19 protein-coding genes are annotated in these 23,286 nt (G+C 70.6%); 10 read left to right on the top strand and 9 right to left on the bottom strand.

What is annotated here, in order from left to right; translation table 11 throughout:
- Nucleotides 1-52 precede the first annotated feature (52 nt).
- The 3 genes from abrC3 to OG746_RS08190 all read left to right on the top strand — a co-directional run bounded on the left by abrC3 (nt 53) and on the right by OG746_RS08190 (nt 4,028).
- On the top strand, nt 53-712 hold the full coding sequence (gene abrC3 / locus OG746_RS08200) for a response regulator AbrC3 (RefSeq protein ID WP_323179676.1): 660 nt from the start codon (nt 53-55) through the stop codon (nt 710-712).
- Between the two features lie 246 nt (nt 713-958).
- Nucleotides 959-2,905 (top strand): 2-oxoacid:acceptor oxidoreductase subunit alpha, encoded by a 1,947-nt coding sequence (locus OG746_RS08195; RefSeq protein WP_266712944.1) that lies wholly within the window; start codon nt 959-961, stop codon nt 2,903-2,905.
- Nucleotides 2,906-3,026: 121 nt separating this feature from the next.
- Nucleotides 3,027-4,028 (top strand): 2-oxoacid:ferredoxin oxidoreductase subunit beta, encoded by a 1,002-nt coding sequence (locus tag OG746_RS08190; protein WP_266718786.1) that lies wholly within the window; start codon nt 3,027-3,029, stop codon nt 4,026-4,028.
- Between the two features lie 60 nt (nt 4,029-4,088).
- Here the strand turns inward: OG746_RS08190 and OG746_RS08185 are convergent, their stop codons facing one another.
- Nucleotides 4,089-4,433, bottom strand: a complete 345-nt coding sequence (locus OG746_RS08185; RefSeq protein WP_266718784.1) for a winged helix-turn-helix transcriptional regulator — start codon at nt 4,431-4,433, stop codon at nt 4,089-4,091.
- Nucleotides 4,434-4,568: 135 nt separating this feature from the next.
- Between OG746_RS08185 and OG746_RS08180 the strand changes: the two genes are divergently transcribed.
- The 4 genes from OG746_RS08180 to OG746_RS08165 all read left to right on the top strand — a co-directional run bounded on the left by OG746_RS08180 (nt 4,569) and on the right by OG746_RS08165 (nt 8,896).
- A complete protein-coding gene (locus tag OG746_RS08180; RefSeq protein ID WP_266712943.1) occupies nt 4,569-5,426 on the top strand; it encodes an SDR family oxidoreductase in 858 nt (285 codons plus the stop codon).
- Nucleotides 5,427-5,559: 133 nt separating this feature from the next.
- The gene (rarD, locus tag OG746_RS08175; RefSeq protein ID WP_266712942.1) at nt 5,560-6,573 is read left to right on the top strand and encodes an EamA family transporter RarD; all 1,014 of its coding nucleotides are present in this window, start codon (nt 5,560-5,562) and stop codon (nt 6,571-6,573) included.
- On the top strand, nt 6,570-7,019 hold the full coding sequence (locus tag OG746_RS08170; protein ID WP_266712941.1) for a VOC family protein: 450 nt from the start codon (nt 6,570-6,572) through the stop codon (nt 7,017-7,019). Before rarD ends, OG746_RS08170 begins: the two co-directional genes overlap by 4 nt.
- Nucleotides 7,020-7,285: 266 nt before the next feature.
- On the top strand, nt 7,286-8,896 hold the full coding sequence (locus tag OG746_RS08165; protein WP_266712940.1) for an SLC5/6 family protein: 1,611 nt from the start codon (nt 7,286-7,288) through the stop codon (nt 8,894-8,896).
- A gap of 19 nt (nt 8,897-8,915) precedes the next feature.
- On the opposite strand, the gene OG746_RS08160 is transcribed toward OG746_RS08165, so the two are convergent.
- From OG746_RS08160 to OG746_RS08140, 5 genes are all read right to left on the bottom strand, one after another.
- Entirely contained in the window at nt 8,916-9,785 is an 870-nt protein-coding gene (locus OG746_RS08160) for an ABC transporter permease (protein ID WP_266712939.1), read from the bottom strand.
- Nucleotides 9,772-10,716: an ABC transporter ATP-binding protein gene (locus OG746_RS08155; RefSeq protein ID WP_266712938.1), complete on the bottom strand. Its 945-nt coding sequence runs from the start codon at nt 10,714-10,716 to the stop codon at nt 9,772-9,774. Before OG746_RS08155 ends, OG746_RS08160 begins: the two co-directional genes overlap by 14 nt.
- Nucleotides 10,717-10,782: 66 nt before the next feature.
- Nucleotides 10,783-12,021: a LolA family protein gene (locus tag OG746_RS08150; RefSeq protein ID WP_266712937.1), complete on the bottom strand. Its 1,239-nt coding sequence runs from the start codon at nt 12,019-12,021 to the stop codon at nt 10,783-10,785.
- Nucleotides 12,022-12,274: 253 nt separating this feature from the next.
- A complete protein-coding gene (locus OG746_RS08145) occupies nt 12,275-13,180 on the bottom strand; it encodes a CHRD domain-containing protein (protein ID WP_266712936.1) in 906 nt (301 codons plus the stop codon).
- 114 nt (nt 13,181-13,294) lie between these two features.
- On the bottom strand, nt 13,295-14,305 hold the full coding sequence (locus OG746_RS08140; protein WP_266712935.1) for a polyprenyl synthetase family protein: 1,011 nt from the start codon (nt 14,303-14,305) through the stop codon (nt 13,295-13,297).
- A gap of 224 nt (nt 14,306-14,529) precedes the next feature.
- Here OG746_RS08140 and OG746_RS08135 point away from each other — a divergent pair, with 224 nt between their 5' ends.
- Both OG746_RS08135 and OG746_RS08130 read left to right on the top strand, forming a co-directional pair.
- A complete protein-coding gene (locus tag OG746_RS08135) occupies nt 14,530-16,026 on the top strand; it encodes a peptide MFS transporter (RefSeq protein ID WP_266712934.1) in 1,497 nt (498 codons plus the stop codon).
- 9 nt (nt 16,027-16,035) lie between these two features.
- Entirely contained in the window at nt 16,036-18,060 is a 2,025-nt protein-coding gene (locus OG746_RS08130) for a CocE/NonD family hydrolase (protein ID WP_266712933.1), read from the top strand.
- Nucleotides 18,061-18,124: 64 nt separating this feature from the next.
- On the opposite strand, the gene OG746_RS08125 is transcribed toward OG746_RS08130, so the two are convergent.
- The 3 genes from OG746_RS08125 to OG746_RS08115 form a co-directional block, all read right to left on the bottom strand.
- A complete protein-coding gene (locus OG746_RS08125; protein ID WP_266712932.1) occupies nt 18,125-18,928 on the bottom strand; it encodes an HAD family hydrolase in 804 nt (267 codons plus the stop codon).
- 157 nt (nt 18,929-19,085) lie between these two features.
- Nucleotides 19,086-20,288: an FAD-dependent oxidoreductase gene (locus OG746_RS08120; protein WP_266712931.1), complete on the bottom strand. Its 1,203-nt coding sequence runs from the start codon at nt 20,286-20,288 to the stop codon at nt 19,086-19,088.
- A 71-nt stretch (nt 20,289-20,359) separates the two neighbouring features.
- On the bottom strand, nt 20,360-21,610 hold the full coding sequence (locus tag OG746_RS08115; RefSeq protein WP_266718782.1) for a carboxylate--amine ligase: 1,251 nt from the start codon (nt 21,608-21,610) through the stop codon (nt 20,360-20,362).
- A gap of 245 nt (nt 21,611-21,855) precedes the next feature.
- On the opposite strand from OG746_RS08115, the gene fahA reads away from it, so the two are divergent.
- Nucleotides 21,856-23,193, top strand: coding sequence for a fumarylacetoacetase (fahA, locus tag OG746_RS08110; protein ID WP_266712930.1), 1,338 nt, complete (start codon nt 21,856-21,858; stop codon nt 23,191-23,193).
- The last annotated feature ends 93 nt before the right edge of the window (nt 23,194-23,286 follow it).

The raw sequence follows: 23,286 nt of genomic DNA, 5'->3' as shown, positions 1-23,286 counted from the left end.
CACCGCGTCGGGACGTTCGTGCGCTGGGGGGCCGGAGAACGTGGAGGACAAGGTGCGGGTCGTCATCGCCGAGGATTCAGTGCTGCTCAGGGAGGGCCTGACCCGGTTGCTCACGGACCGCGGGCACGAGGTCGTCGCGGGCGTCGGCGACGGCGAGGCGCTGATCAAGACCATCATCGAGCTGGGGGAACAGGGACAGCTGCCCGACGTGGTCGTCGCGGACGTCCGGATGCCGCCCACGCACACGGACGAGGGCGTGCGCGCGGCGGTGCGGCTGCGGGCCCGGTTCCCCGACCTCGGGGTGCTGGTCCTGTCGCAGTACGTGGAGGAGCAGTACGCCACCGAGCTGCTCGCCGGTTCGAGCCGTGGCGTCGGGTACCTGCTCAAGGACCGGGTCGCCGAGGTGCGGGAGTTCGTGGACGCGGTGGTGCGGGTCGCCGAGGGCGGCACGGCGCTCGACCCCGAGGTGGTCGCGCAGCTGCTCGGCCGCAGCCGCAAGCAGGACGTGCTGGCGAACCTCACGCCCCGCGAGCGCGAGGTGCTCGGCCTGATGGCGGAGGGGCGTACGAACTCGGCGATCGCCCGGCAGCTCGTGGTGAGCGACGGCGCGGTCGAGAAGCACGTCAGCAACATCTTCCTGAAGCTGGGGCTGTCCCAGAGTGACGGGGATCACCGCCGCGTACTGGCGGTTCTGACCTATCTGAACTCATGAGTGCCGTGATTGCCTTGATTACCTGACGCCCTGTCAGATAATGGGGGCACCACAGAACCATCGACCGACCGAGCGCGTCTCCACAGGGGGAATCACCACACAAATCGGGGCGACCCGCCGTCTCATTTGGTGGTCCACCATGCAAATCGCCTCGGGAAGGCGACCCTTACAGACGTAGGGTGGAGCCGTGGGAAGGCCGGTGGGACGGCCGTGCCCGCACAGCCGCCTCGAGGGAGGTCCAGTTCAGTGACCAGCCAGGTCAGTAGCACCACCGAGCAGGCCGACGGGACCGACAGCGCAGTTGTCGGCGGGCAGCGCACGTCGGCAGGACATTCGAGCAAGGACGTACGGCGCGTGGACCGGGTGATCATCCGGTTCGCGGGTGACTCCGGTGACGGCATGCAGCTCACGGGGGACCGCTTCACTTCGGAGACCGCGTCGTTCGGCAACGATCTCTCCACGCTGCCGAACTTCCCGGCCGAGATCCGCGCCCCCGCAGGGACGCTGCCGGGCGTGTCCTCCTTCCAACTCCACTTCGCCGACCACGACATCCTCACGCCGGGCGACGCGCCGAACGTGCTGGTGGCGATGAACCCGGCCGCGCTGAAGGCGAACATCGGGGACGTGCCGCGCGGCGCCGAAGTCATCGTCAACACCGACGAGTTCACCAAGCGGGCGATGCAGAAGGTGGGCTACGCGGAGAGCCCTCTGGAGGACGGTTCGCTCGACGGGTACCACGTGCACCCCGTGCCGCTGACGACCCTCACCGTCGAGGCGCTGAAGGAGTTCGAGCTCTCGCGCAAGGACGCGGGGCGCTCCAAGAACATGTTCGCGCTCGGCCTGCTGTCGTGGATGTACCACCGGCCGACCGAGGGCACGGAGAAGTTCCTCAAGGCCAAGTTCGCCAAGAAGCCCGAGATCATGAAGGCGAACCTCGCGGCGTTCCACGCGGGCTGGAACTTCGGCGAGACGACCGAGGACTTCGCGGTCTCCTACGAGGTCGCCCCCGCCTCCACCGCCTTCCCTCCCGGCACCTACCGCAACATCTCCGGGAACCTGGCCCTCTCGTACGGGCTGATCGCGGCCTCGAAGCAGGCGGACCTGCCGCTGTACCTGGGCTCGTACCCGATCACGCCCGCGAGCGACATCCTCCACGAGCTCAGCAAGCACAAGAACTTCGGCGTGCGCACCTTCCAGGCGGAGGACGAGATCGCCGGGATCGGTGCCGCGCTCGGTGCGGCCTTCGGCGGCAGCCTCGCCGTCACCACGACCTCAGGGCCCGGCGTCGCGCTCAAGTCCGAGACCATCGGCCTCGCCGTGAGCCTCGAACTGCCGCTGCTCGTCATCGACATCCAGCGCGGCGGCCCCTCGACCGGACTGCCGACGAAGACCGAACAGGCCGACCTGCTCCAGGCCATGTACGGGCGCAACGGCGAGGCCCCGATCCCTCTCGTCGCCCCCCGCACACCCGCCGACTGCTTCGACGCCGCGCTCGAAGCGGCCCGGATCGCCGTCACCTACCGCACCCCGGTGATGCTGCTCTCGGACGGCTACCTGGCCAACGGCTCGGAGCCCTGGCGCATCCCCGAGGTCGACGAACTCCCGGACCTGCGCGTCCAGTTCGCCTCCGGGCCGAACCACACCACCGAGGACGGCACCGAGGTCTACTGGCCGTACAAGCGCGACCCTCAGACCCTCGCGCGCCCCTGGGCGATCCCCGGCACGCCGGGCCTCGAGCACCGGATCGGCGGCATCGAGAAGCAGGACGGCACGGGCAACATCTCGTACGACCCGGCCAACCACGACTTCATGGTCCGCACCCGGCAGGCGAAGATCGACGGCATCGACGTGCCCGACATCGAGGTCGACGACGCCACCGGCGAGGCCCGCACGCTCGTCCTCGGCTGGGGCTCGACGTACGGCCCGATCACGGCCGCGGTGCGTCGCCTGCGCACGGCCGGTGAGCACATCGCGCAGGCCCATCTGCGCCACCTCAACCCGTTCCCGCGGAATCTGGGTGAGGTCCTGAAGCGTTACGACAAGGTGGTGATCCCCGAGATGAACCTCGGTCAGCTCGCCACCCTCGTACGGGCGAAGTATCTGGTGGACGCACACAGCTACAACCAGGTCAACGGAATGCCGTTCAAGGCTGAGCAGCTCGCCACCGCTCTCAAGGAGGCCATCGATGGCTGATACGCAGACCAGGGAGTCCCGGGAGGCCGGCGGCCAGGCCGCGGAAGAGGCCCCGGGGGAGACCGGGGACGGCGCTCAGACGCTTCTGTCGCTGGTTCCCAAGGCCGAGGCCAAGCAGTCCATGAAGGACTTCAAGTCCGACCAGGAAGTGCGCTGGTGCCCGGGCTGCGGCGACTACGCGGTCCTCGCCGCCGTGCAGGGCTTCATGCCCGAGCTCGGTCTGGCGAAGGAGAACATCGTCTTCGTCTCCGGGATCGGCTGCTCGTCCCGCTTCCCGTACTACATGAACACCTACGGGATGCACTCCATTCACGGCCGTGCCCCGGCCATCGCCACCGGACTCGCCTCGTCCCGGCGGGACTTGAGCGTGTGGGTCGTGACCGGTGACGGCGACGCGCTGTCCATCGGCGGCAACCACCTCATCCACGCCCTGCGCCGCAATGTGAACCTGAAGATCCTGCTGTTCAACAACCGGATCTACGGGCTCACCAAGGGCCAGTACAGCCCGACGTCCGAGGTCGGCAAAATCACCAAGTCGACGCCCATGGGCTCGCTCGACGCGCCCTTCAACCCGGTGTCGCTCGCCATCGGCGCCGAGGCGTCCTTCGTGGCCCGCACCGTCGACTCCGACCGCAAGCACCTCACGTCGGTGCTCCGTGCGGCCGCCGACCACCAGGGCACGGCGCTCGTCGAGATCTACCAGAACTGCAACATCTTCAACGACGGCGCCTTCGAGGTCCTCAAGGACAAGCAGCAGGCCGAGGAAGCCGTCATCCGCCTCGAACACGGGCAGCCGATCACCTTCGGGACCGAGGCCTCGAAGGGGGTCGTGCGCGACACGGCCACCGGCGACCTCAGCGTCGTGCCGGTCACGGAGGACAACAAGGCGGACATCCTGGTCCACGACGCCCACGCGGCGTCCCCGACCACGGCCTTCGCGCTCTCCCGGCTCGCCGACCCCGACACCCTGCACCACACCCCGATCGGCGTCCTGCGCGATGTCGAACGGCCCGTCTACGACGTGCAGATGAGCGACCAGCTCGACGCCGCGATCGAGCGGGACGGCAAGGGCGAACTGGGTGCGCTGCTCGCCGGCGGCGACACCTGGACCGTCGTGGGCTGAGCGCCCGGCAAACAGGGCGAAGTCCGGGCACGCGGCCACCGCGCGCCCGGACTTCCTGCGTTACGCGCCGTCCGCGCGCCCCTCGTCGTACACCTCGCGCGCCGCCTTCACCTCGGGCAGTCGCCGCTCCGTCCAGTCCGCGAGCGCGCGGACCTGCGCGGCGGCCTCGCGGCCCAGTCCGGTGAGCGAGTAGTCGACGCGGGGCGGGATCACGGGCTTGGCGTCGCGGTGGACGACTCCGTCGCGCTCCAGGGTCTGGAGGGTCTGCGCGAGCATCTTCTCGCTGACCCCGCCGATCTCCCGGCGCAGCTCGCTGAACCGGTACGACCGCTCCTCCAGCGCCATGAGCACGAGGACGCCCCACCGGCTGGTGACGTGCTCCAGGACCAGCCGCTGCGGGCACATGCCCTCGCCGGCCGTCGTCCACTCCCGCACCCTGCTCACTGTCACGCCAGTACCTTACTTCAAAGTGGGCACTTACGAATCCTTAGTACCCGATCTACGGTGAAGGAGAACCGCCTCATCAAGGAGATTTCAGACATGAGCTTCGTCGTCACCGGTGCCACCGGCCACCTCGGCCGTCTGGTCGTCGCGCAACTGCTCGACGCGGGCGTCCCCGCCGCACGGATCGCCGCCGTCGTGCGGGACAAGGACAAGGCCGCCGACCTCGCCGACCGCGGGGTCGAGCTGCGCGTCGCCGACTACAGCGTGCCCGGGACGCTCGACGGCGCCTTCCGCGCGGGCGACCGCGTCCTGCTGGTCTCCGGCAGCGAGGTCGGGCAGCGCGTCGCCCAGCACCAGGCCGTGATCGACGCGGCGAAGACGGCCGGCGTCGAACTCCTCGCGTACACCGGGGTGCTCGGCGGCCCGGAGGCCGACTTCGAGCTCGCCGCCGAGCACAAGGTCACCGAGCAGGCGATCCTCGACTCCGGCCTGCCGTACACGTTCCTGCGCAACGGCTGGTACCACGAGAACTACACCGGGAACCTGGCCCCGGTCCTGGAGCACGGCGCCGTCGTGGCGAACGCGGGCGAGGGCCGAATCGCCTCCGCCTCGCGCGCCGACTACGCCGCGGCCGCCGTCGCCGTACTGACCGGCGAGGGCCACGAGAACAAGGCGTACGAGCTGAGCGGCGACGTCGCGTGGTCGCTCGCCGAGTACGCCGCCGAGGTCGGGCGGCAGTCCGGCAAGGAGATCGTCTACCGGGCCGTCACGCCCGAGCAGAACCGCGAGATCCTGCTCGGCGCGGGCCTGCCCGCCCCCTTCGCCGACATCCTCGTGGGCGTGGACACCGCGATCGGGCAGGGGCTGCTCGCCCGGCAGAACGGCGACCTGGCCCGCCTCATCGGCCGCCCCACCACCCCGATCGCCGACGCCATCGCCGCCGCACTGCGCTAACCCCCTTCCGGACGCCCCCGCCCCGGCACATCCGTCAGGACCGTATGGCGATACGGGCATGACGTGCGGGGCTCGGCGGCGCTACCTTCGTGGAGGCCGCCGCGGGGCTGCCGGGTGTCACGAGGGAGGGTTCATGCAGGACGGGGCGGGCACGGAGCCGAAGCCAGGGGGCCAGGGCGCGAACGAGGGGCGCATCGGGCTCCTCAACGGGTTCGCGGCGTACGGGATGTGGGGCCTCGTCCCGCTGTTCTGGCCCCTGCTCAAGCCCGCGGGCGCCGTGGAGGTCCTGGCCCACCGGATGGTGTGGGCGCTGGTCGTCGTCGGCATCGCGCTGCTCTTCGTACGGAAATGGGGCTGGGCGCGCGAGCTGATCCGGCAGCCGAAGCGGCTGGGGCTCGTCACGATCGCCGCGACCGTGATCACGGTCAACTGGGGCGTCTACATCTGGTCCGTGAACTCCGGCCATGTCGTCGAGGCCTCGCTCGGGTACTTCATCAACCCGCTCGTCTCGATCGCGCTCGGCGTCCTGCTCCTGAAGGAACGGCTGCGGCCCGCGCAGTGGGCGGCCGTCGCGACGGGCGTCGTCGCCGTCCTGGTGCTCGCCGTCGGGTACGGGCAGCCGCCGTGGATCTCGCTGGTGCTTGCGTTCTCGTTCGGCACGTACGGGCTCGTGAAGAAGAAGGTCAACCTCAGCGGGCTCGAATCACTCGCCGCCGAGACCGCCGTGCAGTTCCTGCCCGCGCTCGCGTACCTGGCGTGGCTGACGGCGCAGGGCCGGTCGACCTTCGGGACGGAGGGCGTGGGGCACGCCGCGCTGCTCGCGTCGTCCGGACTCATCACGGCCCTCCCACTGGTGTGCTTCGGGGCGGCGGCGATCCGGGTGCCGCTGTCGACGCTGGGACTCCTGCAGTACCTGACGCCCGTCTTCCAGTTCCTGCTCGGGATCTGGTACTTCCACGAGGCGATGCCGGCCGAGCGGCTGGCCGGGTTCTCCCTGGTGTGGCTGGCGCTCATCCTGCTGACCTGGGACGCGCTGCGCACGGCGCGGATCAACCGGACCCGGCTGGCCCAAGCGGCCGCGGAGGCGGCGCGTCAGACGCCAACTTCCGCCCCCACGGAGGAAGTTCGGCCTATAACTGGTGCATGACCCTGCACTGGAAGCTCGTCGTCGACGCCGCCGATCCGCACAACCAGGCCGAATTCTGGGCAGCCACCCTCGGCTACGAGGTCGAGGACAACGCCGCGCTGATCGAACGGCTCCTCGGGTTCGGGGCGGTGAGCGAGGCGGACACCGTGACGCGGTGGGGGCGGCGCGCCTTCCGTGACCTGGTCGCCGTGCGCCACCCCGACGACCCGGTGGACGCGGACACCGGCACCGGGCTCGGCCGCCGGATCCTGTTCCAGCGGGTGCCCGAGGCCAAGAGCGGCAAGAACCGGCTGCACATCGACGTACACGCCGAGGCCGGGCAGCGGGCGGCCGAGGCCGAGCGGCTCACCGGCCTCGGCGCGCGCGTCCTGAACGAGGTGAAGTCGCAGGGCGGGGAGTGGCTGGTGATGGCCGACCCCGAGGGGAACGAGTTCTGCATCCAGTGACCCGGTGCGGCAGACCCCACCCGGCCGTCCGCCGACCCGTCGGCCCGCCGGGTGGTCACCAACTCTTCGCTGAATCCACCCTGTTCACCTCGTAGCGCTCCTTCTAACCGCCGGTAACGTGTGTTCGAACCTCTGGGCGGTCGATGCCGATGTCGCGTCCCGCCCGCGCCTGAAGCCACTCGTTCTGCTCCTGGAGGAGCCTTGACCTACGCACGCCTCCTGGGCGCCTGCACCGCACCGCGTCCGGCCCACGGGGGCGGTGCGTGATGGGGGACTTCACCGGCGGACTCGTGATCGCCCTGCTCCTGTTCCTCCTCTTCATCGGCGCCTGCCTGTTCCTGTCGATGTGGGCCAGCCCCGATCTCCGCGTCGGGGACGAGTTCTTCCGCGTCGGCGAGAACAAGCGGCTCGGCACCCGCCTGACCGGGTTCGCCTACTCCGGCGACATCGCGAACGCCGCCGCCGTCATGTACCTCGTCGGGGTCGTCGCCGTGGCCGGCGGGGACGGCCTGTTCGTCGCCCTGGCCGCGGCACTGTCCCCGCTGCTGATGCGGCAGTGGCTGGCGAAGCGCCTCGCGGGCGTCGGCGGACGCTCGTTCGGCGAGACCGTCGCCCGCCATCTGCCGCCGGGGCCCGGCCGCCGCGCCGCCGGTTTCGCCATGCTGGCCGCGACGGTGCCGCTGCTGACCGCCCAGTTCCAGCCCCTCGGCGACACGGCCCAGATGGTCGGCATCACCGACCTCAGGACCCGGCAGCTGCTCATCGTGCTCATGGGCGCGCTGATCGTCTCCTGCGCGGCGATCGGCGCCACCCGCGGCGCGACCGTGCTGCAGATGGCCAAGATGGCCGGTCTGGTGATCATCGCCCCGCTCCTCGGCCTGCTCGTCCTGATCAGGTTCGGCGGCAGCTTCGGCGCGATCTTCGACGCCGCCGACCGGCAGCGGTCCGGCTCGGCCGGCTATCTGGAGCTGGGCCAGCTCTTCGGCGACGGCCCCGTCGGCTTCGTCGATCTCGCCGCGTTCTGCCTCTGCGTGCTGACCGGCGCGGCCTTCATGCCGTACCTCATCGCGCGCTTCACCGACGCCCCGAAGCCGGCCGACGCACGCCGCATCGCGGGCGTCGGCTTCGCCGTCATCGGCCCCATGTGCGCCGCGGCCGCCCTCATCGGCTTCGGCGCGGCGGCCCTCGTGCCGCAGGAGAAGCTGGTCGCGCAGGGGCAGTTCGGCGGAAACATCATCGCCCGCCTCGCCATCGCCCTGGACGGAGGGGAGGACGGGCTCGGCAAGTGGCTGCTGTTCGTGCTCTGCGCCACCTTCCTGATGGTCCTCGCCGCTGCCGCCGTCCTCCTGCTCTCCGCGGCCGCCTCCGTCGTCCGCGACCTCAGTGCGGGCGGTGCGGTGGCCAAGCCGGAAGGGCTCAAGGCCGACGGCACGACGAGCGTCAGCGCGGGCCGCGCCCGTCTCACCATGGTCACCATCGGCGGCGTGAGCATTCTGCTCGCCGCCCTCACCCCCGACGTCAGCCCACAGTTCTGGCTGATCCTGTCCTACACCGTGACGACCTCGACGGTCCTCCCGCTCGTCATCCACGGGCTGCGCAGCGACCGCCCCATGTCCGCGGCGGCCATGAAGCGCTGCGTCTACGGAAGCACGGCGGCGATCCTGGTCATCACCTTCTTCTCCCCCTCGGTGTCGGGCACGCCGTACGCGCTCTTCCCCGACCTGGACTGGAACTTCTGGCCGTTCCACTCCTCCGTGCTGGTGGGCGCACCCGTCGGCTTCCTGCTCGCCCGGCCGCGGCGCGGCGACCGTCCGGCACGGGGCGCCGCCGCGGCCCAGGAGCGGGCCGAGGCCCCCTACGCCACCAGGGCCGGCTGACCGGATCCCCCGGCGCGGTTCACGACGTGATGTCCTTCGCCGTGAACCGCGCCCACGCGGCTGAGCCGAACACCGCCGCGTACAGGGCCTGAAGTTCAAGGTTCTTGACCACGTCGTCCCAGTAGACCGGCGCTCGCATCAGGTCGGCGAAGGACAGCCACTGGTGCGAGAACAGGTAGGGCTGGATCGCGTGCAGCTGCGGGATCTGGTCGAGGATCTGGACGGTGATCAGCAGGCCCACCGTCGTCGCCATCGCCCCGATACCGCTGCCGGTGAGCGTCGAGATGAACAGCCCGACGGCCGCGATGCCGACCAGGGACGCCGCGACCACGAGCGCGATCAGGAAGGCCCGCCACAGCCCTTCGCCGAAGCCGATCCGGGTGCCGGAGATGGTGACCACGTCGCCGAGCGGGAACAGCAGCAGCCCGGTGACGAGCGCGGAGACCGCCACCACCAGCGTCGCCAGCAGACAGAAGGCCAGCACGGTCGCGTATTTGGTGAGCAGCAGGCGGGTCCGGCCCGCGGGGGCGACCAGCAGATAGCGCAACGTCCCGGCGCTCGCCTCGCCCGCCACGGCGTCACCCGCGACGACGCCGACCGACATGGGCAGGAAGAACGGCAGCGTCGCGGCGAGCGCCGTGAACACCAGGAACAGGCCGTTGTTCGTGATCTGCGCGATGAACGCGGGACCCCCTCCCCCGCCGGCCGCCCCGTCCCCGCTCGTCTCGATCTTCACGGCGACACCGATCAGGATCGGCACGCCAGCCAGGACCGCGAGAAGCGCGAGCGTGCGCCAGCGGCGCAGGGTCACGGTCAGCTCGCTGCGCAGCAGGCCGAGCGTCCACAGAGGGTTCGCCGGTGCCGCGCCCATCGTCTCAACCCGCGACATCGAAGCCCTCCCCCGTCAGCGCGACGAACGCGTCCTCAAGTGAGGCCCGCTCGACACCGAAGCCGCGCACGCGCACGCCCGCGGTGACCAGTGCCGTGTTCAGATCCGCCAAGTCCGTTTCGGGAGGCGGTGGTTCGGCCGTGACCCGCTCGTCCTCCAGGTCGAGGACCGTGAGGCCGTGCTCCTTGAGGACGCGGGCGGCGTCGGCCGGGTCCGGGGTGGTGACGGCGAGCTTTCCGCGTACTCCGGCGGCCAGTTCGGCGACAGGCCCCTGGGTGAGGAGGCGGCCCTTCGCCATCACCGCGGCGTGCGTGCAGACCTGCTCGATCTCGTCGAGCAGGTGGGACGACAGAAAGACGGTGGTGCCGTCGGAGGCCAACTCCCGTACCAGGCTTCTGATTTCGCGCATGCCCTGCGGGTCGAGGCCGTTCGTCGGCTCGTCGAGTACGAGCAGTCGGCGCGGTGTGAGCAGGGCCGAGGCGAGGCCGAGCCGCTGCTTCATGCCGAGCGAGTACGCCTTCGCCTTCTTGCCCGCCGCGGCCGTCAGGCCCACCCGGTCCAGGGCCTCGCCGACCCGCTCCTTGCGGGTTCGGGGGTCGGCGGTCGGGTCGGCGGAGTCGTAGCGCAGCAGGTTGTCCCGGCCGCTGAGGAAGCCGTACAGGGCGGGCCCCTCGATCAGCGCGCCCACCTGCGGCAGCACGGTCCGCACCGCGCGCGGCATGGGCCGGCCGAGGACGCGTGCGGCCCCCGAGGTCGGCTCGATCAGGCCCATCAGCATCCGGATGGTGGTGGTCTTGCCGGAGCCGTTCGGCCCGAGGAAGCCGAAGACGGCGCCCGGCGGGACACTCAGACTGAGCCCGTCGACGGCGAGCTGCCCGCCCCGGTACCGCTTGCTGAGCTCCCGCGTCTCGATGACCGGTTGCTCTTCCATGCCCCTCCTCCGCATACGAGTGAGGGGGCGGTGCGCACCGCCCCCTCACCGTGAATCACCGCTGATTCAGCCCGCGTTCGCCGCCTTCACCAGCGCGTCCTTGGTGACCGCACCTGCGTACGCCTTCCCGTCCTCGGTGACCAGTACGTTCACGAGGCGGGTCGAGTACACGGTGCCGGAGCCGAACTCGCCCTTCACCTGGTCGCCCAGGGAGTTCAGGAACTTCTGCGCGTCGGGCGGCACCTCGGCCGAGCCCTTGCCCGCGGCCAGGCCACTGGCCTCCTTCGGCAGCTTCAGTTCGGCGATCGAGGTCCAGCCCTTGCCGATGACGTTTACGTCGTCGAGGCCGCCGGCCTTGAGCTCATCGGCCTTGAGGTCCTTGGGCATGGCCCCGCGCTCGCTGCGCTGCGTCTTCGCCAGCTCGTCCGCCTCGGTGACCTTCGTGCCCTTCGACGGCTTGAAGTCGAAGGTGGACGCGGCCGGCTTCGCGAAGTCGACCTTGGTGAAGCCCGCGTCGACCACGGCCGCGCCGCCGCCCGCCGGGGTCAGGCTGAACTTGAGCGGCGTACCGGTCTTCGCGTCCACGGACACGGTGACCGCGCCGACCGTCGAACCGGACTGCTTCGGCTTGATCTGCAGCCGGTACGCGTCCCGGCCCGCGACCTGCGAGGTGCCGTCGACCGTGAACGACGTGGTGTCGCCGCCGGCCTTGAGGATCTCGTCCGTGAGCTCCTTCGGCGTCGCCGGAACGCCCTTCGGGGCCTTCTTCGCGTGGTCGCCCGAGCCGTCGGAGTGCGCGCCCTGCTCCTGCTTCGCGTGGTACGCCTCGTCCGACTTGCTGTCGTAGGCCCACACGTCGTCGCCGTTGTGGATCACGCTGTACTCGGACGCGTCGTCGAGGATCGACAGCTTCTGCCGGTCCGCGCCGTCCGCCGCGACGCGCAGCGTGTGCGAGCCGGTGGCCAGCTCGGTCAGCTTCGACTGCGGGTCGGCAGAGGACTTGCCGCCCCCTCGCTCCCCGCCGCCCATGAGGCCGCCGCCCGCGGCGCCGCCGAGCGAGGGCAGGCCCAGATCCGTCTGGATCTTCACGGTGCCGGAGAGCTGCTCGGTGTCCGACTTGGCGATCTTCTCGATGAGCTGTCGCGCGGTGATGTCGGGAAGGTCCGGGTCGCCTGAGCTGGCGAGCGCCGGAACGAGCCCGATCGTCGCCGCGGCCAACCCCACCACGGCCACGGGGACCGCGTAGCGCACGGCCTTGCGGCGCCGCGCGGCGCTCTCGCTGTCTTCGGATGCGTACGGTGCCATGTTCTTGCCCTACCTCCGTGATCGGCGGCGGCTTACCGTCCTGTGCACTCGTCCAGTTTGCGTCCACCCCAAGCCGCCATTCTCACCCGGATTGGTCTGGAGTGGTGTACCCAATCTGACCAAACCGGCCACAAGGAAGCGTCAGACCCCGGGATCAACTCCGCGTACGTCTACGGGATGACACATCGCGGCGGCGCCACCCCCGACCCGTAGGGGGCGACGCCGCCGACCGCTGTACGTGGATCGGGCGTGCTCAGCCGTTCACGAACACGTAGTCCGCCTTGTAGGGCACGCCCACGATCGCCCCGAGGTCACAGCTGCCCGAAGGGGCCACGCCGCCCACGGTGTTGAGGCGCAGGATCTCGGCGGTGTCCGCGAGCAGCCCGTGCGACTTGCCCGACTGGGTGGCCTTGAGGTCCAGTTCGGCGATGTTGCCGTCGCCGTTGGGAGTCCGGGAGACGACCGCCCCGGTCACGGCACTTCCGTCGGGTGCCACCCACTGCGGTACACCGGAGTTGGGCGCGGTGAACGAGTGCCGGATGTGCCCCGCGAGCACGGCGCTCACATCGCGCTGCGCGAAGGCCGCCTTGCCGGTGGCGGGGTCCGTCTTGCACTCGTAGATCTGCCGGCCGCGCACCACGGAGGCCTGGAAGTTGTCGAGGGCGTGGTCAAAGTCGGTCGGTTCGGTGACCCGGTGGAGCTGCCCGCGGACCGCGCCCTTGGGGAACGCGGCCGTGTGCAGATTGGTGTAGAAGGCGCCGGGGTCGGCGGTGAGCCGCCCGAGGAGCGCGGTGTCCTTGACGGTGACGCTGCCCGTGACGCGGTGCCCCTTGGCGTCCCCGAGCACCTTGGTGAAGTCGACCCGCACGTCGCCGTTCGCCCCCTTGGCGCCCTCGTGCAGGTGCAGGGCCGTCGGCTTCCCGACACCCCGCCACTTCACGGCCACGGACACCTGGTCACCCTTGACCCGTACGAACTCCAAGGCGGCGCCGTCCCTGTCTCCGGCGGGCACTTCGTTGGCCCCGTTGAGGCTGGTGGCGAGGACGGTCTCGGTCCCCTCCGATTCCACGGCGAGGGCCTGCGGGGCGGCGAGCCCGGTGACGGCGGCGGCGCCGACGACCGCGGAGACCGCGATCATGCGTGTACCCAGTGTGCCCATGTTCAGTTCTCCCCCTGTCGACCCGACGCCCACCGCGTCGGCCTTCGGGGGAGATACGGCCGGGGCCCGGCTCACGCTCAGCCAATTCAGGCCAGAGCCCCGCAACCGGCGGATTCAGCCCGCCCGATGCACCACCGCGTCGCACAGCTCCAGCATCGCCGCCTTCGCCTCGCACTCCCGCAAAGGCGCCAACGCCGACCTCGCCTCCTCCGCGTAGCGAACCGTGTCGCGGCGGGCCTGCTCCAGCGCCGGGTGAACCCGAAGCCGCGAAACCGCCTCCGCGAGCCGGTCGTCGTCGCCGAGGTCGGAGTCGAGGAGCTCGACCAGCTCCTTGTCCTCGGCGAGACCGAGCCGCTCGGCCCGCTCGCGCAGCCGCAGGACCGGCAGCGTGGCGATGCCCTCGCGCAGATCGGTACCGGGCGTCTTCCCGGACTCGTGCGAGTCGGAGGCGATGTCCAGCACGTCGTCCGCCAGCTGGAAGGCGACGCCGAGCCGCTCCCCGTACTGGGTCAGCACGTCGACCACGGTCTCGTCGGCCCCGGACATCATCGCGCCGAAGCGGCAGGCCACGGCGATGAGCGAGCCGGTCTTGCCGCCGAGCACGTCCAGATAGTGGTCGACCGGGTCCCGCCCGTCGGCCGGTCCCGCGGTCTCCAGGATCTGGCCGGTGACCAGCCGCTCGAACGCCTCCGCCTGGATCCGGACCGCGTCCGGGCCCAGGTCGGCGAGGATGTGCGAGGCGCGCGCGAAGAGAAAGTCGCCGGTGAGCACGGCCACCGAGTTGCCCCAGCGCTGATTGGCGCTCGGCACCCCGCGCCGCACGTCCGCCTCGTCCATCACGTCGTCGTGGTAGAGCGTCGCGAGGTGCGTGAGCTCGACGACGACGGCGGAGGGCACGATGCCCGGCGCATACGGGTCGCCGAACTGGGCCGCGAGGGTCACGAGCAGCGGCCTGAACCGCTTGCCCCCGGCGCGCACCAGGTGCTGGGCGGCCTCCGTGATGAAGGGAACCTCGCTCTTGGTGGCTTCGAGCAGTCCCTCCTCGACAGCCGCCAAACCAGCCTGAACATCAGCCTCGAGGGCCTGGTCCCGCACGCTCAGACCGAAAGTCCCGACGACGGTCACGAGAGGTTCTCCTGTCTGCTGACGATCACGACGCTCACATGGCGAACTCGGTCGATCATTCGGTCGATGACACGGTTTGTCGATGTGTCGCTGCCATCACTCAAGTCAGCGTATCCGGTCGCGTTTCGATCACAGGTGGCACCTGCCCGAACAACCCGGACCAGGCGGCTTCGCGACACCACCGGTATGTTCTTGATCAGCACAGACGACCTGGAGTACGCACTTTGTCCCGCACCGAGAACGACACGGGCACCACGCCACCCCCTGGTGACGACACGGCCTTCTTCGGCCAACCGAGGGGTCTGCTGACGCTGTCCGGCCTGGAGGTCTGGGAACGGTTCTCGTTCCTCGGCATGCAGGCCATCCTCGTCCTGTACTTCGCCGACACCGTCGCGCACGGCGGCATGGGCATGGACCCCGGCAACGCGGCCTCGGTCTCGGCGGCGTACGGCACGCTCGTCTACCTCGTCTCGGTCGCGGGCGGCTGGCTCGCCGACCGGATCCTCGGCTCGTACCGCGCCGTCCTGTGGGGCGGCATCCTCATCGCCTGCGGACATTACTCGATGGCGGTGCCGACACCCACGATGACGTGGGTCGGGCTCGGCCTGATCAGTGCCGGTACCGGCCTGCTCAAGCCGAATGTCGCCTCGATGGTCGGCAAGCTGTACCGGACCGACGACCAGCGCCGTGACGCCGGCTTCGCCCTGTACTACATGGGCATCAACATCGGCGCCTTCGCCGGGCCGCTGATCACCGGCTGGCTCGGCGACCACAAGGGCTGGCACTGGGGCTTCTCGGCCGCCGCCATCGGCATGACGTTCGGCCTGATCCAGTACGTCGCCGGACGCCGTCACCTGGCCGGGCGCACGGAGGCCGCCGAGTACGCGCTGCCGCCCGAGGGGATGCGCAGAGCGGTGCGGCTGATGATCGCGGGCGCCGTCGTGGTGGCCGCGCTCGCGGTGGTCCTGGCCCTGGCCGGGTGGCTGACCATGGGCCGCTTCGTCGACATCCTCACGTACATCTCGGTGATCGCGCCGATCGTGTACTTCGTGGTGATGTTCAGGAGCCCCCGGGTCACTGCGGAGGAGCGCGGCCGCCTCAAGCCCTATCTGGTCCTCTTCATCGCCTCGGTCGCCTTCAACTTCATCCTGTTCCAGGCGTACTCGACGATGATGCTGCTGGCCTCGACGAACGCCGAATCGACCATCCTCGGCTTCGACTTCCCCACCAGCTGGTACGCCTCCGCGCTCGGCGCCTTCGAGGTACTGCTCGCCCCGATCGTGGCAGGCCTGTGGGTGCGGATGGGCAAGCGCCAGCCGCACGCCTCCAACAAGATCGCGATCGGCGTGATCCTGGGCGGCCTGTCGTTCCTGCTGATGGCGCTGCCGACATCCGGCCACAGCAGTGACACGTACAAGATGGCGGCCTGGTGGATCGTCGGCTCGTATCTGCTGCTCGGGCTCGGCGACATCCTCGTCGAGACGTCCGGCATGTCCGCGACGACCAAGCTCGCCCCACAGGCCTTCGCCAGCCAGACCATGGCCCTGTGGTTCCTCTCGCTCGCACTTGCGAACGGGATCCAGGCCCAGGTCGTCAAGCTCTACGGCGAGGTCTCGAACCCCGCCTACTTCGGCGTCAACGGCGCCATCGCGGTCGCGGTCGGTATCGCCGTGATCGCCCTGGCGCCCTGGCTGCGCCGCACCATGCACCCCGTTCACTGAGGTTTCCCCATGACTCCCACGACCCCCCAGCCGAATTCGCCGACGATCCGGACCGAGTTCCCCTTCGGAACGGTCCGCGAGGACATCCGCGTACCCCTGTCGGACGGGACGACGCTCTTCGCCCGCGTATGGCGTCCCGTGACCGACGATCCCGTGCCGGTCCTCCTCGAATACCTCCCGTACCGGGCCTCCGACTGGACGGCGCCGCGCGACTGGCAGCGGCACCCCTGGTACGCGGGCCATGGCTACGCCTCCGTACGCGTGGACGTGCGCGGGCACGGCAACAGCGAGGGAATGCCGACCGACGAGTACTCCGAGACGGAGCTCGCCGACGGCGTCGAGGTCGTGAACTGGCTCGCCGCGCAGCCCTGGTCCTCCGGCAAGGTCGGCATGTTCGGCATCTCCTGGGGCGGCTTCAACTCCCTCCAGATCGCGGCCCTGGCCCCCGAGCCGCTGAAGGCGATCGTGACCGTCTGCTCGGCGGACGACCGCTACGACAACGACGTGCACTACATGGGCGGCTCCGTGCTCGCCGTGGACATGCACGCGTGGGCGGCGACGATGCTCGCGTTCGTGTCGCGCCCGCCGGACCCGAAGTACGTCGGGGACGCCTGGAAGGACATGTGGACGAAGCGCCTCGACGCCGTCGACCCGTTCATCCACACGTGGCTCGACCACCAGACCCGCGACGACTACTGGCGGCACGGCAGCGTCTGCGAGGACTACTCCGCGATCAAGGCGGGCGTGCTCGCGGTCGGCGGCTGGCACGACCCGTACCGGGACACGGTGCTGCGGCTCGCGGAGCACCTCCCCGACGAGCAGATGCGCGGCATCATCGGCCCCTGGTCGCACCAGTACCCGGACCGCGGGCTGCCGCCGGGCCCGGCCATCGGCTTCCTCCAGGAGACGCTGCGCTGGTGGGACCACTGGCTGAAGGGCGAGGACACGGGCGTCATGTCCGAGCCCAAGCTCCGCTCGTACATCAGCGACTCGCACCCGCCGGCGACCGTCTACGAGCAGCTGCCGGGCCGCTGGGTCGGCGAGCCGTCCTGGCCGTCCCCGAACGTCTCCCCCGTCCGGTACGCACTCCAGGGCCCGGCCCAGATCGTGCGTTCGCCGCAGCACACGGGCCTCGACGCGGGCCGCTTCTTCCCGTTCGGGAACGACGCGGACCTGCCGCCCGACCAGCGCGAGGAGGACGCGAAGTCGGCGTGCTTCGAGTTCGAGGTGCCGCAGGACGTACAGGTGCTCGGCCGGCCGCGCGTGACGCTGCGGCTGACGTGCCCGGTGGAACGCGGACAGGTCGTGGCGCGGGTGTGCGACGTGGCGCCGGACGGCTCCTCGACGCTGGTGACGCGCGGCGTCCTCAACCTGTCCTCCCGACACGGACGCGATCAGAACGTGCCGTGGGAGCCGGGGACGACGGAGGACGTGACGTTCGACCTGAACGGCATCGGCCACGCCTTCCCCGCCGGGCACCGCATCCGGCTCGCGGTCTCGTCCGCGTACTGGCCGTGGATCTGGCCGCAGGCCGGTTCGGAGGCCGGGTTCACGCTCGACCCGGTGGGCAGCGCGCTGGAACTCCCGGTGCGCGGCGCCGAACCGGGTGGCGACATCACCTTCGCCGGCCCCGAGCAGTCGGAGCCGCTCGGGGTGGTCTACCCGGAGACGCTGGAGGGCCCGCGCCCGGAACGCCTCGTCGTACGGGACGTCGCGGCGGGCGAGTGGCGCATGGAGGTCGACCCGCGCTACGGCGGCACGCGCCTGTACCCGGACGGCCTGGAGTTCACCGAGGACGCGCTGGAGACGTACGTCATCAACGAGTCCGACCCCCTGTCGGCCCGCACCCGCTCCGACTGGACGATCCGCCTGCACCGCCCGGACCAGGACTGGGACGCCCACGTCGAAACCCACTCCGAAATCACATGCACGGAGAGCGAGTTCGTCACGTCGAGCGAGGTGGTGTGCCGGGACGGGGACGAGGTGGTGTTCCACCGGACGTGGGAGAAGCGCATTCCGCGGACGGCGGGGTAGCAATTCCAGCCCCTCCGGCGATTGAGGCGCGGGGTCCGGGGCGGAGCCCCGTGGCGTGGGTCCGTCAGGCCAGCAGCCTGTCCAGGACCACCGCCACCCCGTCCTCCTCATTCGACGAAGTCACCTCGTCGGCGACCGCCTTGAGCTCGGGATGCGCGTTGGCCACGGCGACGCCCCGCCCCGCCCACGCGAACATCGGCACATCGTTCGGCATATCGCCGAAGGCAATCGTGTCGGCGGCCCCCACACCGAGCCGCTCCGCGGCAAGGCTGAGCCCGGTCGCCTTGGTCACGCCGCGCGGCTGCAGCTCGACCGTCCCGGGCCCGGACATCGTGACGGTGGCGAGCGGCCCCACCGCGGCTCTCGCCACCGCCGCCAACTCGTCGTCGGACAGCGACGGGTGGCGCAGCAGCACCTTGCTGATCGGTTCGGCCCAGAGCGCCGCGCGCCCCCGGACCCGTACCGCGGGCAGCGTCGGATGCGGCATGAGGTAGCCGGGCTCGATGAGCGTGAGGCCCTCCACCCCGTCCTGGTCGACGGCCGCGTACACCTGTCCGACCTCGGCCTCGATCTTCCCGAGGGCCTGCTCGGCGAGGTCCCGGTCGATCGTCAGCGACCACAGCAGCCGGTCCCGCACACCGTCGTACAGCTGCGCCCCCTGCGCGCACACGGCGATTCCGCTCCCGCCGAGGTCGTCGAGGATCGGCTTCACGCGGGGCGCGGGCCGCCCCGTCACCACGATGTGCCGGGCGCCCGCGGCGACGGCCGCCGCCAGGGCGTCGCGGGTCCGGTCGGAGACCGTGTCGTCGGCGCGCAGCAGCGTGCCGTCCAGGTCAGTGGCGATGAGTGCATATGCGGGTGCGGACATGATCCGAAGAATACGGACCGGCCGTCCCCCCGACCCGTCGAGTACCGGCCGCCCTGGCAAGGTACGGCCGGTCACGACGTGGTCGTGTCATCTGTTCGGGTTACGCCCCGGATCGGTCAACCGGTCCAAGAACACCGGTAGTTGCGGGTGACACCCGTCAACCGTGCGCCGACGCGAGGTGCCGGGCGAGCCGCGGCGAGGCGAACTCCGTGCCACACACGAAGCGCATGACAGGGCCGTACGAGGACCCGCCCAGCATGCCCGTGAAGTACAGGCCGGGAACGGACGACACATAGCCGGCGCCGAGCCGCGGCGTGCCCCGGCTGGTGGCGAGCCGCGTGCGCAGCCCCTCGCCCAGGAACGGCATCGCCGCCAGGTCCACCCGGTACCCCGTCGCCGCGATGACATGGTCGGCGGACAGGTCGTCGGCGCGCCCGCCGAGCGTGCGCACGCTCAGGACGGGCGCCCCCTGGGACACCGTCACCCGCTCGATCCCCGCGACGTCGCGCACCGCGACCTTGCCCTCGAACCGCTCCTTCAGCCACCACGCGCCCAGCGGCCCGAGCACCCTCCGGACCAGGAAGTGCCGCGCCTGCGGCGGGAGATGGCGGTACGGGTGCGGGTAGTACGTGAGCGCGTAGAGCGACCACGCGTTGCCGAACGGAGTCTCCGGGCGGAACTTCGGCTGCTGCCACGGCGGCGCCCCGAAGCGCACCCGGCCCTTGCCGCGCCCGACCACCGTCACCGTCGCGCCCGCCTCCGCAGCGAGCGCCGCCGTCTCCAGCGCGGACTGGCCCGCACCGACGACGATCAGCTCCTTGCCCGCGAACCGCGACAGGTCGTGGTGCTGCGCGCTGTGCGAGACCGGGCCCGTGGGGGCAGGTCCGTCCGGCACGGCCGCGGCGAACTCCCCTGGCAGGTGCTCCAGGCCGGACAGGCCGGTGGCGACGACCACCGCCCGCGCCGTGAACTGCTCGCCCGAGTCCAGCTTCAGCTCGAAGCCCTCGCGCCCGCGCCGGTCCACGGAGACGACCCGCACCCGCTCGAGTTCGGGCACCAGCCTCTTCTGGAACCAGTCGCCGTACGCCACGAACGTGTCGGCGGATATCAGGTCCTCGTCCGTGACGAGCCGCTTGATCCCTGCCGCGTCGCAATAGTCGACCAGCTTGTGTCCTCGCTGCGGCGCGTCGATGTTCGACGCGGACGGCACCGACTTGAGGATCATGCCTTCGGGCATGTGCGAGCGCCAGCTCACCATGGGTTCCCCGAAGACCCTGACGGGTATCCCGCGCGCCCTCAAGTGCGCCGCGGTGGACAGGCCGTAGGGCCCCGCCCCAATGACTGCTACCGGATGATTCACGAAGCCCCTCCCCAGGACGACGCCGTGTCACCTACTTCGTCCACTTCGTTCCGGCCCTGCCGCCGGGTGTACTAGGCGGCCGAACCGGTGCTGCTGCCGCGGCGGTTGGTCCGCCACAGCTGGTACAGATGCTTCGCTCCGGGCCTTACGAGCCGGGCGAGCATCGTGAAGAACGGCCGCGGATCGTCGGCCGCCCACCACGCCAGCTCCGTGCCGCTCGCGCGGGACGGGGCGTGCGGGGTCGTATAGCCGCTGCGCCGGTACGCCAGCAGGGCCGGCAGGTCGATGTTCTCGACGACGTAGCGGTGTCCCGCCCGCTGTTCCCCCTCCGGAACGGTGCGGCCGGTGAGTGCGAGGTGCATGGCACGGACGACATCGACGCCCGCCTCGTTCTCGAAGAGGCGGAACTGGGCGCCCATCCGCGGATTGAAATCGAGCAGCTTGTACTGTCCGTCGCGCCGGTCGAAGCGCAGGTCGAGGTCGATGATTCCGGTGAAGCCGATCTGTTTGATGAAACGTGCGGCGACGTCCGCGAGTTCCGGATTGTCGACGACGTACGCGTTCGCCGTCATGCCCGCGTGCGGCGGCCAGGAGCGGACCTTGACCCCGGTGAACATCGCGAGCGGCGTGGAGTCCTGGTCGAAGTACGCGTGCACGATCCAGTCCTCGGCGTCCTCGCGCGGCAGATACTCCTGGAGGATCACGCCGGGCTTCTCGCCCCAGTCAAGGGCGAGTTGACGCAGCCCTGCCGGGGTCGCGATCTTCGTGGTCCCGTTGACGGCGGGCTGCGAGCGCCGCGTGAACGCCTCCCGATTCTTCGCCACGACCGGGAACCGGGCCTTCACCGCGAACTCCTCGATGTCCGCGTACGACATCGGGAACGCGGCCGTCGGCGACGGAATGCCGTGCTCCACGCACAGTTCGTGCAGCCCCTGCTTGCTCGCGAGACGGCGCGGCAACTCCCGCTCCACCCGCGGGAAGAGCAGGCCCGCACCGGCGAGCGGGTCCTGGTGCTCGGCGATGAGGACCGCGGCTTCCTCGTCCGTCGGGATCAGCACCGTCGGCCGGCCGATCCGGCGGGCGGCGCGCAGCAGCCCCTCGACAAGCCGCTCCGGTTCCTCCGTGCCCGTCGTGCGCCAGGTAAAGGCCCGGCGCAGATAACGCGAGGCCGCCGCGGGTGTGTACCGGTCCTCCGTGATCGCGTACATCGGCACGCCGAGGCGCCCCAGGCTGCGGATCGCGCCCACTCCTCCGTGGTGCAACGGATAGTCGCCGAACTTCACGATCAGGCCCGGGACATCACGGTCCACGGCGAACGGCACGCCTCCGGCACTGCCGTCACTCCTGGTGCTCCCGGCCACGGGTCCCCCCACGCGTCCCCCCTTGGACCCGGACCTTGAATGCAGGGCTCAGCCCCGTCCGTGCCCACCGGACAATGACGCTAAGCCGGAACCCACCACTCCATCAACGGGTCATTCGGACATTGCGAACTCTTTAGGCACTGCCGCTATACGGCACCTCCCACGTAACGTGTGGCGCACCCGAATGGAAAGTGAGGCCCGCAGGCATGGCACCCGCAGCCACCTCCGAGTCCGCGTCCGAGCCCACCCCGCTCGGCCGTCTCGACCCACTCGACCTTCCCGAAGGCCACCCCTTCGGCCCGCACAACCTTCCGTACGGAGTCTTCTCCCTCGCCGACGACGCCTCCGACGACGCCTCCGGCGGCGGCTCGGGCGACGCTTCGAGCGGCACTTCGGGCGGCGCCGGGCGCTCGGTGGGCGTCCGGATAGGGGATCACGTCCTGGACGCGGGCGGCGCCGCCGCGGCCCTCGGCTCCCCGTACGTCACGCTCCTGGCCCGCCCGAGCCTCAACTCCCTGCTGGCGGCCGGTCGTACGACCTGGTCCGACGTGCGCCGCGCCCTGACGGCCTGGGTCACGGTCCCGGCCCACCGCGAGGTCGTCCGCCCCTTCCTGCACCCCCTCTCCTCGGTCACGCTGCACCTCCCGTTCGAGGTCGCGGACTACGTCGACTTCTACGCGTCCGAGAACCACGCCTCGAACCTCGGCCGCCTCTTCCGCCCCGACGAGGAGCCCCTGAAGCCCAACTGGAAGCACATGCCGGTGGGTTACCACGGCCGCTCCGGCACGGTCGTCGTCTCCGGCACGGACGTGGTGCGCCCCTCGGGCCAGCGCAAGGCCCCGGCCGACCCGGCCCCGGTCTTCGGCCCGTCCGTCCGCCTCGACATCGAGACGGAGGTCGGCTACGTGGTGGGTGTCCCGTCGCAGCAGGGCACACCGGTCCCGCTGGCGTCCTACCGGGACCACGTCTTCGGCCTCTGCCTCCTCAACGACTGGTCGGCGCGCGACATCCAGAACTGGGAGACGGTGCCGCTCGGCCCGCACCTCGGCAAGTCGTTCGCGACGTCGATCTCCGCGTGGATCACCCCGCTCGAAGCCCTGGACGCGGCCCGCGTGGGCCCGCCGGAGCGGACAGTGCCGCTGCTCCCCTACCTGGACGACAGCGGCCCCGAGGCGACCGCAGACCCGGCCGGCTACGACCTGCGTATCACGGTCACCCTCAACGGCCAGGTCATCTCCGAACCCCCCTTCTCCGGCATGTACTGGACGGGCGCCCAGATGCTCGCCCATATGACGGTCAACGGCGCCTCCCTGCGCACCGGCGACCTCTACGGCTCAGGCACGATCAGCGGCACGGAGGAAAACGAGCGCGGCTCCCTGATCGAAATCACCTGGAACGGCCAACAGCCACTCCCCCTCCCCGACGGCAAACGCGGCTTCCTGGAGAACGGCGACGTGGTCACCCTCTCCGCCTGGGCCCCCGGCCCGGACGGCGCGAGGGTCCAACTGGGCGAGGTCACGGGCCGCATCGTGCCCTCAACCTGAGTGACACCGGGGGCGGGGCAAGCCCCTCCGGCCGGGTGAGCAAATTAAGCCCCGCTCTTTGGACGAGAGCCCGCGGGGTCCGGGGCAGAGCCC

The organism is Streptomyces sp. NBC_01016, assembly GCF_026341035.1.
Lineage (GTDB): Bacteria > Actinomycetota > Actinomycetes > Streptomycetales > Streptomycetaceae > Streptomyces.
The sequence above is the reverse complement of the archived record's forward strand: the minus strand, read 5'-3'. Positions and strand labels throughout refer to the sequence as shown.

Coding starts and splice junctions, on each gene's coding strand:
- OG746_RS08190 (WP_266718786.1), top strand. CDS start 3,027: ATGAAGGACTTCAAGTCCGACCAGGAAGTGCGCTGGTGCCCGGGCTGC.
- OG746_RS08185 (WP_266718784.1), bottom strand. CDS start 4,433: ATGTGCCCGCAGCGGCTGGTCCTGGAGCACGTCACCAGCCGGTGGGGC.
- OG746_RS08180 (WP_266712943.1), top strand. CDS start 4,569: ATGAGCTTCGTCGTCACCGGTGCCACCGGCCACCTCGGCCGTCTGGTC.
- rarD (WP_266712942.1), top strand. CDS start 5,560: ATGCAGGACGGGGCGGGCACGGAGCCGAAGCCAGGGGGCCAGGGCGCG.
- OG746_RS08170 (WP_266712941.1), top strand. CDS start 6,570: ATGACCCTGCACTGGAAGCTCGTCGTCGACGCCGCCGATCCGCACAAC.
- OG746_RS08165 (WP_266712940.1), top strand. CDS start 7,286: ATGGGGGACTTCACCGGCGGACTCGTGATCGCCCTGCTCCTGTTCCTC.
- OG746_RS08160 (WP_266712939.1), bottom strand. CDS start 9,785: ATGTCGCGGGTTGAGACGATGGGCGCGGCACCGGCGAACCCTCTGTGG.
- OG746_RS08155 (WP_266712938.1), bottom strand. CDS start 10,716: ATGGAAGAGCAACCGGTCATCGAGACGCGGGAGCTCAGCAAGCGGTAC.
- OG746_RS08150 (WP_266712937.1), bottom strand. CDS start 12,021: ATGGCACCGTACGCATCCGAAGACAGCGAGAGCGCCGCGCGGCGCCGC.
- OG746_RS08145 (WP_266712936.1), bottom strand. CDS start 13,180: ATGGGCACACTGGGTACACGCATGATCGCGGTCTCCGCGGTCGTCGGC.
- OG746_RS08130 (WP_266712933.1), top strand. CDS start 16,036: ATGACTCCCACGACCCCCCAGCCGAATTCGCCGACGATCCGGACCGAG.
- OG746_RS08125 (WP_266712932.1), bottom strand. CDS start 18,928: ATGTCCGCACCCGCATATGCACTCATCGCCACTGACCTGGACGGCACG.
- fahA (WP_266712930.1), top strand. CDS start 21,856: ATGGCACCCGCAGCCACCTCCGAGTCCGCGTCCGAGCCCACCCCGCTC.